This window comes from Achromobacter sp. SX5 (assembly GCF_056711425.1).
Genome location: NZ_CM160041.1, coordinates 1442226 through 1455752 on the forward strand (window position 1 = coordinate 1442226; position 13527 = coordinate 1455752).

At 67.9% G+C, this 13527-nt stretch carries 15 protein-coding genes; 3 read left to right on the forward strand and 12 right to left on the reverse strand.

Translation table 11 applies throughout. From position 1 onward, the window contains the following. Positions 1 to 514 precede the first annotated feature (514 nt). Together AC1M14_RS06775 and AC1M14_RS06780 are read left to right on the forward strand one after the other, a co-directional pair. A complete protein-coding gene (locus AC1M14_RS06775; RefSeq protein WP_479731251.1) occupies positions 515 to 1438 on the forward strand; it encodes a LysR family transcriptional regulator in 924 nt (307 codons plus the stop codon). A gap of 111 nt (positions 1439 to 1549) precedes the next feature. Continuing rightward, positions 1550 to 1876, forward strand: a complete 327-nt coding sequence (locus tag AC1M14_RS06780; protein ID WP_111825594.1) for an outer membrane protein assembly factor BamE — start codon at positions 1550 to 1552, stop codon at positions 1874 to 1876. A gap of 81 nt (positions 1877 to 1957) precedes the next feature. Here AC1M14_RS06780 and AC1M14_RS06785 read toward each other — a convergent pair whose 3' ends face one another. Next, positions 1958 to 2182 (reverse strand): HP1242/YdcH family protein, encoded by a 225-nt coding sequence (locus tag AC1M14_RS06785; protein ID WP_479731252.1) that lies wholly within the window; start codon positions 2180 to 2182, stop codon positions 1958 to 1960. A 258-nt stretch (positions 2183 to 2440) separates the two neighbouring features. Here AC1M14_RS06785 and AC1M14_RS06790 point away from each other — a divergent pair, with 258 nt between their 5' ends. Beyond that, complete coding sequence (locus tag AC1M14_RS06790) at positions 2441 to 3589, forward strand: sterol desaturase family protein (RefSeq protein WP_102776261.1); 1149 nt, start codon at positions 2441 to 2443, stop codon at positions 3587 to 3589. A gap of 42 nt (positions 3590 to 3631) precedes the next feature. Here AC1M14_RS06790 and ycaC read toward each other — a convergent pair whose 3' ends face one another. The 11 genes from ycaC to AC1M14_RS06845 all read right to left on the reverse strand — a co-directional run bounded on the left by ycaC (position 3632) and on the right by AC1M14_RS06845 (position 13289). Then, on the reverse strand, positions 3632 to 4258 hold the full coding sequence (gene ycaC, locus AC1M14_RS06795; protein ID WP_102776260.1) for an isochorismate family cysteine hydrolase YcaC: 627 nt from the start codon (positions 4256 to 4258) through the stop codon (positions 3632 to 3634). 90 nt (positions 4259 to 4348) lie between these two features. Beyond that, the gene (locus AC1M14_RS06800) at positions 4349 to 5323 is read right to left on the reverse strand and encodes a LysR substrate-binding domain-containing protein (protein ID WP_209165775.1); all 975 of its coding nucleotides are present in this window, start codon (positions 5321 to 5323) and stop codon (positions 4349 to 4351) included. Between the two features lie 104 nt (positions 5324 to 5427). Beyond that, on the reverse strand, positions 5428 to 6516 hold the full coding sequence (locus AC1M14_RS06805) for a LacI family DNA-binding transcriptional regulator (protein WP_479731253.1): 1089 nt from the start codon (positions 6514 to 6516) through the stop codon (positions 5428 to 5430). A 25-nt stretch (positions 6517 to 6541) separates the two neighbouring features. After that, entirely contained in the window at positions 6542 to 7576 is a 1035-nt protein-coding gene (locus AC1M14_RS06810; protein ID WP_102776257.1) for a M14 family metallopeptidase, read from the reverse strand. Positions 7577 to 7644: 68 nt separating this feature from the next. Next, positions 7645 to 7992 carry a RidA family protein gene (locus AC1M14_RS06815; protein ID WP_209165773.1) on the reverse strand — a complete coding sequence of 116 codons (348 nt, stop codon included), beginning with the start codon at positions 7990 to 7992 and terminating at the stop codon, positions 7645 to 7647. Positions 7993 to 8022: 30 nt separating this feature from the next. Next, positions 8023 to 8808 (reverse strand): transporter substrate-binding domain-containing protein, encoded by a 786-nt coding sequence (locus AC1M14_RS06820; RefSeq protein ID WP_102776255.1) that lies wholly within the window; start codon positions 8806 to 8808, stop codon positions 8023 to 8025. A gap of 24 nt (positions 8809 to 8832) precedes the next feature. Next, on the reverse strand, positions 8833 to 9573 hold the full coding sequence (locus AC1M14_RS06825) for an amino acid ABC transporter ATP-binding protein (protein WP_102776254.1): 741 nt from the start codon (positions 9571 to 9573) through the stop codon (positions 8833 to 8835). Beyond that, on the reverse strand, positions 9560 to 10210 hold the full coding sequence (locus AC1M14_RS06830) for an amino acid ABC transporter permease (RefSeq protein WP_102776253.1): 651 nt from the start codon (positions 10208 to 10210) through the stop codon (positions 9560 to 9562). The genes AC1M14_RS06825 and AC1M14_RS06830 overlap by 14 nt, the downstream gene beginning before the upstream one ends. Positions 10211 to 10221: 11 nt before the next feature. Then, complete coding sequence (locus tag AC1M14_RS06835) at positions 10222 to 10890, reverse strand: amino acid ABC transporter permease (protein WP_102776252.1); 669 nt, start codon at positions 10888 to 10890, stop codon at positions 10222 to 10224. Between the two features lie 3 nt (positions 10891 to 10893). Next, complete coding sequence (locus tag AC1M14_RS06840; protein ID WP_479731254.1) at positions 10894 to 12195, reverse strand: alanine racemase; 1302 nt, start codon at positions 12193 to 12195, stop codon at positions 10894 to 10896. Between the two features lie 131 nt (positions 12196 to 12326). Then, a complete protein-coding gene (locus tag AC1M14_RS06845; RefSeq protein WP_209165770.1) occupies positions 12327 to 13289 on the reverse strand; it encodes an AraC family transcriptional regulator in 963 nt (320 codons plus the stop codon). Positions 13290 to 13527 lie beyond the last annotated feature (238 nt).

The following is a 13527-nucleotide window of genomic DNA, read 5'->3' on the forward strand; positions in this document are numbered from 1 at the left end:
TGCAATGGACAAAAGGTCTCCCTGCCGCCCGCGTGTTGCGCGGGAGGAGAGAGGAAAGGAAACGGAGGACGGGTTAGCGGGTCGGCGGGGGCATCGCTGCGGCGATGCCTTGCGTCACGCTGCGAGTGACGGGCGATGCGCGCGCTGCGTGGGCGTGCTGCCTAGGACGCAGCTGATATTGCGCTTGTGGACGGCCCGGTGACTTACTGGCTTGCAGGGCCGCAGCCTTGCACGCGGGCGCAGGAACTAGCATCTCTATCGCGTCGCCGAGGACAGGAAATCCGGCCAACACTATCGACGGGAAAGCAGCGGGCATGTGGGTTCCTTGGTCTCGGCGCTCATGCATTGAATGTTGGTTTGCGGGGGGTACAGCGCTTAGGTGTGCCGGCATGTTCAAGCCAAGCCAGATGCTTGGCAACGGTATGTACGTCTGGCATGAGCCTATGCACATCCCGCAGAATCCGGTGCTCATCCGAAGAGGACGCGCGCACTCAGCCAGCGCGCCGGGAAAGACATGAACTTCAAGCAGCTGGAGGCGTTTCTGGCCTTCATGGCCACCGGATCGACCATCGCGGCGGCGCAGCGGCTGGGCGCGTCGCAACCCGCCGTCAGCCGCCTGTTGAGCCAGTTCGAATCCGATCTGGGGCTGCCGCTGTTCGTGCGGCGCAAGGGACGCCTGCTGCCGAGCAACGAGGCCGCGGCTTTGCTGCCGGACGTGCGCAACATGCTGCTCGACGCGGAATCGCTGCAGCGTCACGTCGGGCAATTGCGCCGGGGCGGCGTGCGGCGCAGCCTGCTGCGCGTGCTGTTGCCCGGCTCGGTGGCCCAATGCGTGATGCCATCGGTGGTGGAGCCTTTCCTGAACGACCACGGCGGCGTGGCGCTGGAAATGCAAGTGGGCAACAGCGAGGCGGGCGAGGCCGCAGTGCTGGGGCGCGAAGCCGATCTGGCGCTGGTCCGTTCGCCGACGCAGCATGCCGGCCTGCAGACGATATTGCGGCTGGACACCGACGCCGTGTGCATCATGCCGGCCGGCCACGCGCTGGAGGCCTTGCCGCAGGTGGAGCCGGGCGATCTGATCGACGTCGATATGGTGCTGCTGGGGCGCCAGCGCGCGCTGCGCCAGCAGGTCGACCAGGTTCTGCGCCAGGGGCGCACGGTGCCGAGAATACGGGCGGAGGCGCACACGATGGAGCTGGCGTGCCGGCTGGTCGCCTGCGGCGTCGGTGTGTCCATCGTCAACGGCCTGTACGCCCGCCTGTGCCACGGGCCCGAAATCGTGTGCAGGCCGTTTGTCCCGCGGATCGGCTGCAGCCTGGACGTGATCACGCTTGCCAGCCAGCCGCGCCATCCGCTGGTGCTGGAACTGTCGCGCCGCATCGTCGACGCCATGTCGCGGCTGGCGGGCAGCGAGGCCTTCGTGGCCGTGGAACCGTAGCGTCGTTCCGTCCGGGCACGGATATCGCTTGAGCTTTCCCCTCGGCAAGTAGAGAATTTGCGCATCCGCGCCGACCGGGCAGCGCGGCTATAACAATATCGAGGGAATCGAATGAGAATGTCGTTGCTTTGCGTGGCCGCCCTGGCGGCGGGCTGCGCCACGGGTTCCAGCAATCTGATCACCGAAGCCAGGCTGCGGTCGATCCAGCTGAACGTCACGACCTACGACGAGATGGTCCGCGATTATGGTCCGCCGAGCGCGCAGCATTTCGACCGCGAAGGGCTGCTGACCGCGACCTGGTTCTATTTTTACGATGGCGACTACGGCGCCATGGACGACCAGCAGAAACTGACGGTGGTTTTCAACAAGGACCGCACGGTGCGGGACTACGTGAACGCCTCGGTGCCGGAGTCCGGCGGCAAGGGCGGCCGGAAATAGCAAATAACGGCCGCGGCGTATTGCGCGAAAAACCGGCAATACGCGACGGCCATGCCTGGTGGCAGCGAAATTGCGCGGCGGTCAGCTACCGCCCTGTTCGGCCGCGCGCAGAATGCCGTATAGCTTGTCCTTGAGCTGCAGCTTCTCTTTCTTGAGCACTTCGACCTGATTGCCCGAGGCCGGCTTGATGCCGGCCTCTATATTCTGGATTTCCTGGTCCAGATCGTTGTGGCGCTGGAACAGCGCGGAGAAATGCGCGTTCTCGGATTTCAACTGGGTAATGAGTTGGCGGTATTCAGGGAACATAAGGGCCTCATGGAAGAACCGGTTCGAGGGGTACAGCATAGAGCTGGGGAGCCTGATGAGCCTTGTGTTGTGGGTCCCATGACACGCCAACGCCAGGCGCTTGTCAACCGTCCGGGAAGCGCCGCTTGATCGGCCGCAACCGCCTGGCGCCGCCGTAAGGGGAGGCAGGGGAAATCTGTGCGATTTGGTCACGTGTGATTACATGATGCCGGCGGCTCGGGGATACACTCGCCTCCCCGTGGTCATCATAAAAATGAAATGAAACAGAGCGCGCCCATTTATCGGCAGGTCTACGAGTTATTCAAGCGGGACGGCCGGATCCACCCGGGCACGGGAATGATGAGCGGAGTCATCGCGCTGTTTCTGGCGATTCTTGCCGTGCTGGGCGTGCTGGCGTTTCATTTTCCAGCCTATCTGACCACGCCGGAGCTGCGCAGTTTTTATTCGGTGGACGCGATGCGCGCCTTGCTGTTCGGCGCGCTGCTGGTGGCGGGCTCGATCGCGCTGGCCAATACCGTGCTGGGGCGCCAGCGCTGGCTCAATATCTCCGCCTTCGTGCTGGTGTGCGTCGCCGTCGCGGCGGGCGGCAGCAATGTGGTGGTGACCAGCTCCAATACCGGCAACCACCCTTATCTGGGCCTGGACTGGTTCATCCTGGATCTGCTGGCGTCCAGCACCGTGTTCATTATTTTCGAGAAGCTGTTTCCGCTGTATCCCGGCCAGCCGGTGTTCCGCGGGGAATGGCAGGTGGACATGAAGCACTTCCTGTTCAACCACCTGTCGGTGGGGGCGGTGCTGCTGTGCATCAATTTCTTCGTGCACCGGCTGTTTTCGTGGGCCGCCTACGAGCCGCTGCAGCAGGCGATCGTCGCGCTGCCCTATGCAGTCGAGCTGTTCCTGGCGGTGCTGGTGGCGGACCTGGTGCAATACGCCGCGCACCGCGCCTATCACGAGGTGCCGTTCCTGTGGCGCATCCATGCCGTGCACCACAGCACCCGCACGCTGGACTGGCTGGCCGGTTCCAGGCTGCACGTGGTCGAGCTGCTGATCACCCGCGTCGCGGTGCTGGGCGTGCTGTTCGCGCTGGGCTTTTCCAAATCGGTGCTGGACGCCTACATCATCATCGTGGGCTTCCAGGCGGTGCTGATCCACTCCAACGTGAAGCTGCCCTGGGGCTGGCTGCGTTACGTGATTGTGACGCCGGACTTCCACCATTGGCACCATTCGTCGGACACCGAGGCGATCGACCGCAACTACGCCGCCCACCTGTCGTTCATCGACTACCTGTTCGGCACCGCGGTGCGCGGCGTGCGCCATCGCCTGCCCGAGAACTACGGCATCCTGGACAACGACATGCCGGGCACCTTCCTGGCGCAGCAGGCCTATCCGTTCGCGCGCAAAAAATAGGGCAGCGGCGCGCCGCTGCCCTATATACGCCGTAGCGCCGCCTTATTTGCTGCCCTTGACGGTGGAATAGGCCGCCATCAGGTTGCGGTAGTCGGGGATGTGGTTCGAGAACAGGCGGCCCAGCCCCTCGATGTCGTTGCGCCAGTCGCGGTGCAGTTCGCAGGCGACGCCGAACCAGCTCATCATCTGCGCGCCGGCCGCTTCCATGCGGCGCCATGCCGCGTCGCGCGTCACTTCGTTGAAGGTGCCCGAGGCGTCGGTCACCACGAACACGTCGAAGCCTTCTTCCAGCGCCGACAGCGCGGGGAAGGCGACGCAGACCTCGGTGACCACGCCGGCGATGATCAGTTGTTTCCTGCCGGTGTCCTTGACGGCCTTGACGAAGTCTTCGTTGTCCCAGGCGTTGATGTTGCCCGGACGGGCGATGTAGGGGGCCTTCGGGAACTGGTCCTTCAATTCCTGCACCAGCGGGCCGTTGGGGCCATCTTCGAAACTGGTGGTCAGGATGGTGGGCAGCTTGAAGTATTCGGCCAGGTCGGCCAGCGCCAGGACGTTGTTCTTGAACTGGTCGGGCTGGAAGTCCCGGACCAGCGACAGCAGGCCCACCTGGTGGTCCACCAGCAGCACGGCGGCCTGGGACTTGTCGAGTTTCACATAGGGTTTGGTCATGGCATGCTCCTAGGGGAAGTGGAAGGCGGAGTTAACTATCCTAGGGGCAACGCGGGCTGTCCGGAAGGCGTGAATTTGAGTTTCTGCGTTTCACTCATCGGACGATATGCGTCCGGATGACTTCGCGGCGGGCCCGTCGCGCAGTTGCCTCGCGCTGTGTTCCCGCCTGACCACTTCCTGGTATTCGGCGCTCATGAAATCCAGCAGGTCCCGCACGCCGGGCAGCAGGCCGCGGCGCGATGGGAAGATGGCGTGGACGCTGCCCGGTTCCGGTTGCCAGGGCGCGCCCACGTCCACCAGCGTGCCGGCTTCGATCTCTTCGCAGATCATCAATAGCGGCAGGGACACGATGCCCACGCCGCGCAGCGCCGCCCGCTTCAGGGCCAGCATGTCGTCGGTCACCAGGCGCGGGCTGAACGGCACGACCAGGCGCGCGCCGTCGGGGCCGTCCAGATGCCAGTGCGATTCGCGCTGCTCGGTGCCCAGCGCCAGCGTGGGGTATTGGTTCAGGCTATGAGGGTCGGCCGGCAGATTGATGCGGCGGGCCAGCTCGGGGCTGGCCACCAGGCTCTGGCAGCTCATGCCCAGCGGCTTCATGACCAGGTCGCTGCTTTCGATGGGGCCGAAGCGCACTCGCACGGCGATGTCGAAGCCTTCGCGCAGCACGTCCACGGGGCGGCTGAAGCTCTTCAGGTACACATGGACCTTGGGGCACTGCACCATGAAGCGGGCGACCAGATCGCCGAGGAAGTAGTAGATCAGCGCGGGCGGCGCCGCCATGCGGATGGTGCCCTGCGGCTCGGCGCGGGTGCGGTCGATGACCTCCTGGGCGGCCTCGGCGCCCGCCAGCATGGACAGGCATTGCTCGAAGTATTCCTGACCCAGGTCCGTGACGGCGAAGCTGCGCGTGGAACGCTGTATGAGACGCACCCCCAGTCGGTCTTCCAGCAGGGCGATGCGGCGGCTGAGGCGGGACTTGGGGATGTTCAGCGCGCGGCCGGCCGGGGCGAACCCGCCGTTCTTGACGACCTGCACGAAATAGAAAAGGTCATTCAGATCATGCATGCAGGCTCCCGATCGTTCTGAGAATAGGACGTCGGGTCGAGCATATAACGGCGGCGGGCGTGACGCATAGGCGCCCCGGTTCCGCGATGCGGGATGCGCCGGGGCTAGGTGCTGGCGCGCACGTTGAGCGTCAGCGGAAAGACTTCCTGGCGCGAGGCCGGCATCTGGCCGTTCAGGCGCTGCAGCAGCAATTCGCCGGCGCGCACGCCGAGCCGGCGGCTGTCCACGCCGATGGTGGTGAGGCCGGGCTCGATCTCGCCGGCGATGTCGGTGTCGCCGAAGCCGAGAATGGCGATCTCGCCCGGAATGGCGAGGCCGCGGTCGCGCGCTTCGAACAGCGCGCCCACCGCCAGCAGGTCGTTGGCGCAGAACACGGCGTCGAACGGCTGGCCCTGCGCGGCCAGGCGCGCGAACGCGGCCCGCCCGTCGGCGATGGTCTGGGCATGGTCCACGGCCAGCTCGGCCACGACTTCCAGGCCGCACTCGGCGGCCGCGGCGCGAAAGCCCTGGCGGCGCAGTTCGCCGCGACCGCCCTGGCGCGCGACGAAGGCGACCCGGCGGTGGCCGCGTTCGGCCAGGTGGCGCGCCGCCATTACGCCGCCGTCGTAGTTGGAGAAGCCCACCAGCATGTCTATGGGATCGCGCGGATAGGCCCAGGTTTCCATGATGGGAATGCCCAGCTCGTGCAGCGACTGGCGGTTTTCTTCCAGCTCGATCACGCCGGTGAACAGCACCGCGGCCGGGCGCAGGGCACGCAGCGACGCGATCATGCTGGTTTCCTTGGCGTAGGAGTACGAGGTCTGCCCCACCATGAGCTGGTAGCCCTGGGGTTCGAGCACTTCGGCGCAGCCCTGCACCGCCAGCGCGAACTGCTGGCTCAGGATGTTGGAGACGAAGGCGGCCACCACGCTGGACTGGCCGGAGCGCAGGGCGCGGGCGTGCGGGTTGGACGCATAGCCGGTCTGCGCGACAACTTCCAGGATACGCTCGCGCTTTTCCTTGGCGACCTTGTCCGGCTGGCGCAGCGCGCGCGATACGGTGATGGGCGAGACGCCGGCCAGCCTGGCCACCTCTTCGATCCGCGGCGGTCTGGCGGGCAGGGCCGGGCGCGCCGGCGCGGCGCGGCCGTGGGGCTGCACGCGCAGCACGTCGTCGTAGGTGGGAGCGGAGAGGGACGCGGGCCGTTGGGTCATGCGGTGTCTATGGCGGGTTCCTGAATCAGGCGGCATCCGTCAGGATATCAGCCCGGGCGATCGGACGCGCGACCTGGATCAGGCTGTCGCCCGACTCGCAGTCGGTATGCAGCCGCCTGGAGATGACGATGCCCGAGGCCCGGAAGCGCAGCACCTGCTCGTCGGCGTCGAGCCGGTTGAAGTCGTGGTAGTAGCCGGCGACGTCGCCGGCGCGCACATGGGCGCCGATGTCCACGGCCGGTTCGAACCAGCCCCGGCGGGTGGCGAAAATATTCTGCTCGTGGCTGTCGAGCTCCAGCAGCTGCATGCCGGGGGCGGCGGGCGCGTGGGGGCCGAGCACCGGCGCGTCGGTCACGCCCAGCTTCTGCAGCAGGTTGTCGATGGCGCGCTGGGTGGCGGCCAGGCTGGCCGGCGTCAGCGTGCCGCCGCCGCCGAATTCGCCGCTGATGCCGATGGCTCCGGCGCGCGCCGCTGCGGCCATCGAAGTCGGGGCCTCGCGGCCGTTGGCCGCCACGAAGGCATGGGCCATGCCCAGCGAGCCCATCAGGTCCAGCGCCCGGGCCATGCGCCCGGGGTCGTCCTGGCGTTCGATCAGGGCGGTGGGCAGGTGGGCCATCGAGGTGCCGCCGGAATGGATGTCGAACACCACGTCATGGCGCGGAAAGAGTTCGTGCTCCAGGAAGTGCGCCAGCCGTTCGGTCGGGGTGCCGCCCGGCGCGCCGGGAAAGGCGCGGTTGAGGTTGCCGTCGTCCAGCGGCGAGCGTCTGCGCGCAGCCATCACCGCGGGCAGGTTGGCCAGCGGCAGGATGGTGACCTCGCCGCGGATCTGCTGCGGCGACAGGCGGCGTATCAGCCGGCCGAGCGCGACTTCGCCCTCGTATTCGTCGCCGTGGTTGCCGGCCATGAGCAGCACCCGCGGACCGCTGCCGTTGCGGATGCGGCAGACGGGCGTCTTGATCTGGTAGTAGGGCGAGCGGTCCACCGAATAGGGGGTGCCCAGGAAGCTGAGCGCCTTGCCGTCGGCGTCGAAATCGATCTCGTGAAACAGGCCGGTATGCATGGAGGGAGCTGCGGCGCCGCCAGCGGCGGCGCGAAGTGGAGTGGAGTGTCGAGTGGGGGCGCGGCGTGTCAGTGCAGCGCGGCGACGGCCGTCATTTCGACCCGCAGGTCGGGATCTGCCAGCCGCGCTTCGACGCAGGCGCGGGCGGGCGGATTGGCCGGATCGATCCAGGCGTCGTAGACGCGGTTCATGGCGTCGAAGTCGCCGATGGCCGGCAGGAACACGTCCACCGCCAGCAGGCGCGATTTGTCGCTGCCGGCCTCGGCCAGCAGGGCCTCGATCTTGGCCAGCACTTCGCGGGTCTGGGATTCCAGCGAACCCTGGCGGTTGTCGGCCACCTGGCCGGCGATGAACACGAAGCCGTTGTACGACACGGCCTGGCTCATGCGCGAGCCGGATTTGTAGCGTTTGATCATGCGTATCCTCGGTAGTCGGGCGCGCCCGGATTACATCTGCGGCAGGGTCTGGGCTTCCTTGAACCACTTTTCCTGAAGCGTCGCGAGCTTGCCGTTCATGCGGTTGGAGAAGAGAAAGGTGTTGATCCAGTTCAGCAGGTTCTGCTGCCCCTGCTGGACCGCGGCATGCGCCGGCGATTGGCGGATCAGGAACTTGAGCTGGGGCGCCTTGGCCGGATTGTCCTCGGCCACCTTGAGCGCGATGGCGCTGTTCTCGGCGAACGACTCGGCCTGGCCGGCCAGGTAGGCGGCCACCGCCGAAGGCGTGTCCTCGAAGCGCACCAGCCTGGCCTCGGGGGCGTTGTCGGTCAGCCAGATGTCCAGCGTGGAGCCCTTGGCGACGGCGATGCTGCGGCCCTTGAGGTCGGCCGCCGTCTTGGCCTGCGGCAGGCCTTCGCCGCCGTAGACGCCCAGGTTCACGGCCGCGTAGGGCTGCGAGAACATCACCTGCTGGGCGCGTTCGGGCGTGGCGCCCGCCGCGGCGATGAGCACGTCGACCTTGCCGGCGAGCAGGCTGGGGATGCGGCTGGCGCCGGTGAGCTGCACCAGTTCGAGCTTGACGCCCAGGTCGGCGGCCATGAGCTTGGCCATGTCGATGTCCAGGCCGTCGGCCTCGCCCTTGGCGTTCTTGAAGCCCCAGGGGGCGGCGTCCATCAGGACGCCGACGCGCAGCTTGCCCGCGTCCAGCACGTCCTGCAGTTTGTCGGCGGCCGCGGCGGGCGCGGCCAGGGAGAGGCAGACGGCCGCGGCGGCGGCCAGCTTGGCGAAGAGTTTCATGGGATGACTCCGGTGGTGTATGCCTTAATGGGCGGTCGGCGCGGCCGTGCCGATGAACTGACGCAGCTCGGGGGTCTGGGGATCGGCGAAGAGCCGGGCGGGCGGGCCCTGTTCCCACACGCGGCCCTGGTGCATGAACACGACCTTGGACGCGACGTTGCGGGCGAAGGCCATTTCGTGGGTCACCAGCACCATGGTCATGCCCTGGCGCGCCATGTCTTCCATGACCTTCAGCACCTCGCCCACGAGTTCGGGATCGAGCGCCGAGGTGACCTCGTCGAACAGCATCAGCTGCGGCGCCATCGCCAGGCAGCGGGCGATCGCCACGCGCTGCTGCTGGCCGCCCGACAGCAGGGCGGGATAGGCGTCGATCTTTTCGGCCAGGCCGACGCGGCGCAGCACGTCCAGCGCCAGTGCGCGGCCCTCGGACTTGGCGATCTTGCCGTTGAGCGTGGGCGCCAGCGTGATGTTGCGCTCCACGTTCAGGTGGGGAAACAGGTTGAACTGCTGGAACACGATGCCAACGCGCTGGCGGAACTGGCGCAGGCCGGGCATGGCGGCGTGCACGCGTTCGCCGCCGATGCGGATGTCGCCGTCGTCGACGGTCTCCAGCGCGTTCAGGCAGCGCAGCAGGGTGGACTTGCCCGAGCCGGAGCGGCCGATGATGGTGACGATCTCGCCTTCGTCGACTTCTAGCGAGACGCCGTTGAGCACCGCGTTGGCGCCGAAACGTTTGTGGACATTGGAGACTTCAACGAGCGCCATGGATGCGGCCCTCCAGGTTACGCGCCCACATCGTCAGGGGCAGGCACGCCGCGAAGTACAGCAACGCGACGCAGGAATACACCAGCAGGGGCTGGAAGGTGGCGGCGCTGGCGATCTGCCCGGCGCGGGCCAGTTCCACGAAGCCCACCACCGAGGCCAGCGAGGTGCCCTTGATGAGCTGCACCAGAAAGCCCACGGTGGGCGGCAGCGACAGGCGCAGCGCCTGCGGCGCGATCACGTGGCGGAACTGATGCCATTTGGACAGGCCCAGGCAGGCGGCGGCTTCCCATTGTTCGTGCTTGACCGCCTGGATGCCGCCATACCAGATCTGGCCCAGGAAGGCGGCCGTGTAGATGATGAAGGCCACGCTGACGGCGGTCAGCGCCGGCACCTCGACGCCCAGGAATACCGGCATGCCGAAGTAGAAGAACATCAGCAGGCCCAGCAGCGGCACGCCCTGCACCAGTTGCTGCAGGACGGCGGCCAGCCAGCGCAGCGGCGCGGCGCGATGGCTGCGCAGCAGCGCCAGCCCCAGGCCCAGCGGCGCGCCGATGGCCAGCGCGATCAGCACCAGCGCCACCGTCCATTGCAGGGCGCTCAGCAGGGAGGCGAAATCGCTCCAGGAAAACGTACGCATGCTCAAGGCTCCTAGCGGCGCACGGGCCAGGTGAAGGCCAGGCTGCCGGCCAGGGCCAGCACGGCCTTGGTGATCAGCACCAGCGTGAAGTAAATGCCGCAGATCACCGCATAGACCTCGAAGCTGCGATAGGTGCGGCTTTCGATGAAGCTGCCGGCGTGGAACAGGTCTTCGGCGGAAACCTGCGAGGCCAGCGAGGTGCCCAGCAGCAGGATGACCAGTTGCGTGCCCAGCGCCGGATAGACGTTGCGCAGCGCCGGCGCCAGCACGATGTGGCGGTAGACCTGCCAGCTCGTCAGGCCCAGGCAGTGGCCGGCCTCGACCTGGCTGCGCGGAATCGAGTCCAGCCCGGCGCGCAGGATCTCGATGGCGTAGGCGCCGAAATACAGGCTCAGCGCCACCGCCGCGGCCACGAAGGGCGGCATGCGCAGGCCCAGGCCGGGCAGCACGAAGAACACCACGAAAAGCTGGATCAGCGAGGGCGTGTTGCGGAACACCTCGACATAGGCCCGCAGGAACAGCTTGACGGGCCGGGGGCCGTGGCGCGTGAGCAGGGCGCCGGCCAGGCCGATCGCCAGTCCGGCGACGACGGCGATGGCCGTCAGCTCCAGCGTGACCTGCATGCCTTGCCAGAGCTGTTCGCGGTAGCGCCAGATCTGTTGGAAATTCAGTTGCTGCATGGCTTACCCGAAGAACGTGCGGTAGGCGGATTGCACCCGGCCGTCGGCGTCCAGGCCGAAGAAGACGCGCCAGCGGTCCAGACAGGTGCAGGGGTGCGAGATGCCGAACTCGATCACGTCGCCTGGCGCCAGCGCGCTGTCGGGCGCGACGGCCAGGAAGGCGTGCTGGTCGTTGAGCCGGGTGACGCGACCGGCGGGGTCCCAGCCGGCCAGGGGCGCGCCGTCGCGGTAGGCCGCCAGCGGCACGGGCAGGTCCTGGTCGTAGGACACGTCGCGCATGCCGAAGCCGCAGATCGCCAGCCCCGGTTCGGGACGCGACAGGACCTCGCCCCACAGGCGCAGGGCCGGCCGGAAGTCGGCGGCGGCCTGGCGGGCCTGGCCGTCGACCTGGAAGCCGGCGCGCGCGTCCATGGCCTTGAGCGCGCGTTCGTAGGCGCCGTGGTCGTGGAAGAAAATGGCGCCGCTGCGCAGCACCAGCTGGGCGTTGCCGTCCTGCGCCAGCAGCGGGGCGGCGGCCTGCACGACGTGGTCGAAGAAGGCGGAGCCGCCGGCCGTGAACACCAGCGGCGCCTGCGGCGCCAGCGCGCGCACCTGGCTGAAGGCGCGCGCGGCGCGCTGCATCAGCGCGGCGATGTTCTGCGCCGTGGCGGCCGGGTCCGAGGTGGCGACGGCGCCTTCATAGGTGGCCACGCCGGCCAGGGCGAGCTTGTCGCCGTGGGTCGCGACGGCGTCGAGGATGGCGGCGACGGCCGCATCGTCGCGCGCGCCGGCGCGCCCGCCGCCGATCTCCACCAGCACCTCCACCGCGCGCCCGGCCTGTGCGGCGGCGGCGGCCAGCGCCGCGACCGTGGCGGCCGAATCCGCGAACATCAGCATGCGCGCATCCGGATAGGCCACCAGCAGCTTGCCCAGGCGGGCGCCGCTGGCGGCGCCGCCGATCTCGTTGCCCAGCATCAGGCGGCGCACGCCGGCGCGCAGCAGCACGGCGGCCTGCTGCAGGTTGGCGACGGTGGCGCCCCAGGCGCCGGCGTCCAGCAGGCGCTGCACGATCTGCGGCGACATCGGCGTCTTGGCGTGCGGCGCCAGCGCCGCGCCGTGGCTGCGGGCATAGCCGAAAATCCGTTCGACGTTGTGGTCGAAGGCGGCCTCGTCCATGGTCAGGACCGGCAGGGCCATGTTGCCGGTCCTGGGCTGCCAGCCGCGCGAGGCCACGGCGCGCAGCGCGACGGCCGGCTCGCCGGGCGGTACGCCGCGGTAGGTGTCGTCCAGTGGGGTGTCGAGCAGGGTGTCCAGGAAGGGATTCATGCGGTCGCCGAGTGTCGGAAAACAAAGAAAAAAAGAGGACGAATGACAACGTTGTCATTCGCCAGGCGGCAGTCTAATGGTAACGTTGTCAAATCAAGAATTAGGGCTATCCCTAGCCCGGTGCGGCGCGCTCAGGCGCCGGCGGAAGCGGCTTCGTCCTTCCAGCGCTGCTTGTCGCGCAGGGGTGGCGTGCCGAACAGGCGGCTGTATTCCCGGCTGAATTGGGACGAACTCTCGTAGCCCACGGCGTGCGCCGCCAGCGCCACCCCGGCGTCGTCGGTCAGCATGAGCCGGCGCGCCTCCTGCAGGCGCAGCTGCTTCTGGTATTGCAGCGGGCTCATGGCGGTGGCCTGCTTGAAATGATGGTGCAGCGACGACACGCTCATGTGCACGTCGCGCGCGATTTCTTCCACTCGCAGCGGCTGCGCGAAGTTGTCGCGCAGGATGCGGATGGCCTTGGCCACGCGGTTGAGCTGGCTGTCCTGCAGCACCGACTGGCGCAGCACCACGCCCTGGCCGTTCATCAGCAGGCGGTACAGCAGCTCGCGCTTGACCATGGGCGCCAGGATGGGAATGTCGCGCGGCGTGTCCAGGAGGCGCAGCAGCCGCAGCACCGCGTCGAGCAGCGAACCGCCCAGCGGGTTCACGCTGAGCGCGCGCGCCGCCTCGGCCGGCGCCAGCGCGGGCAGGTTCTCGTCGCTGATCAGCTCGGTGATTTCCTCGGGGTTCAGGTCCAGGCGCAGCCCCAGATAGGGCAGGGCCGGGCTGGCCACCGACACCTTGGCCACCACCGGCAGGTCGACCGAGGAAATCAGGTAATGGAAGGGGTCGTACTCGTAGCTCTCGTCGCCGATCAGCAGCCGCTTGGAGCCCTGGGCGATCACGGCCAGCGCGGCGCGCTGCAAGCCGGGCTTGGCGCCGGTGGGCTGCGACAGGCGGTGCAGGTACAGGCCCTCGATGGGCGTGTCCAGCGAGCCTTCCAGGTCGCCGGTCATGCGGTCCAGCGTGCAGAGCAGCTCGCGGCGGGCGGGCTCGTATTCGACGGCGGGCGGGAGGCCGGCGCGATCGGCGGCCAGGGCGGTGGTCAGCGGCATGGGGGAGGCTCCGGAAGCGCGCCGGGCGGCGGCGGAGGCAGAGAATCGGGTCATGCCAGTGTAGGCCCAAGCTGGCCGTTGCGGTAATGGCTGCCGCGCGCGATGGAGAAATGGGCAAAAAAACCGGAGGAATGGATACGCCGGCCCGGCCCGCGGACCCATGCCGGAGAATCAGGCAAAAAGCGGACAGTATCGAGCAGCGCCGGCGCGCGCCGTCGGACGCATACTGTCCGGGTCG

What these genes read in the sequence shown, in the direction of transcription:
- AC1M14_RS06775 (WP_479731251.1), top strand. Translation starts at nt 515, where the DNA reads ATGAACTTCAAGCAGCTGGAGGCGTTTCTGGCCTTCATGGCCACCGGA.
- AC1M14_RS06780 (WP_111825594.1), top strand. Translation starts at nt 1,550, where the DNA reads ATGAGAATGTCGTTGCTTTGCGTGGCCGCCCTGGCGGCGGGCTGCGCC.
- AC1M14_RS06785 (WP_479731252.1), bottom strand. Translation starts at nt 2,182, where the DNA reads ATGTTCCCTGAATACCGCCAACTCATTACCCAGTTGAAATCCGAGAAC.
- AC1M14_RS06790 (WP_102776261.1), top strand. Translation starts at nt 2,441, where the DNA reads ATGAAACAGAGCGCGCCCATTTATCGGCAGGTCTACGAGTTATTCAAG.
- ycaC (WP_102776260.1), bottom strand. Translation starts at nt 4,258, where the DNA reads ATGACCAAACCCTATGTGAAACTCGACAAGTCCCAGGCCGCCGTGCTG.
- AC1M14_RS06800 (WP_209165775.1), bottom strand. Translation starts at nt 5,323, where the DNA reads ATGCATGATCTGAATGACCTTTTCTATTTCGTGCAGGTCGTCAAGAAC.
- AC1M14_RS06805 (WP_479731253.1), bottom strand. Translation starts at nt 6,516, where the DNA reads ATGACCCAACGGCCCGCGTCCCTCTCCGCTCCCACCTACGACGACGTG.
- AC1M14_RS06810 (WP_102776257.1), bottom strand. Translation starts at nt 7,576, where the DNA reads ATGCATACCGGCCTGTTTCACGAGATCGATTTCGACGCCGACGGCAAG.
- AC1M14_RS06815 (WP_209165773.1), bottom strand. Translation starts at nt 7,992, where the DNA reads ATGATCAAACGCTACAAATCCGGCTCGCGCATGAGCCAGGCCGTGTCG.
- AC1M14_RS06820 (WP_102776255.1), bottom strand. Translation starts at nt 8,808, where the DNA reads ATGAAACTCTTCGCCAAGCTGGCCGCCGCCGCGGCCGTCTGCCTCTCC.
- AC1M14_RS06825 (WP_102776254.1), bottom strand. Translation starts at nt 9,573, where the DNA reads ATGGCGCTCGTTGAAGTCTCCAATGTCCACAAACGTTTCGGCGCCAAC.
- AC1M14_RS06830 (WP_102776253.1), bottom strand. Translation starts at nt 10,210, where the DNA reads ATGCGTACGTTTTCCTGGAGCGATTTCGCCTCCCTGCTGAGCGCCCTG.
- AC1M14_RS06835 (WP_102776252.1), bottom strand. Translation starts at nt 10,890, where the DNA reads ATGCAGCAACTGAATTTCCAACAGATCTGGCGCTACCGCGAACAGCTC.
- AC1M14_RS06840 (WP_479731254.1), bottom strand. Translation starts at nt 12,195, where the DNA reads ATGAATCCCTTCCTGGACACCCTGCTCGACACCCCACTGGACGACACC.
- AC1M14_RS06845 (WP_209165770.1), bottom strand. Translation starts at nt 13,289, where the DNA reads ATGCCGCTGACCACCGCCCTGGCCGCCGATCGCGCCGGCCTCCCGCCC.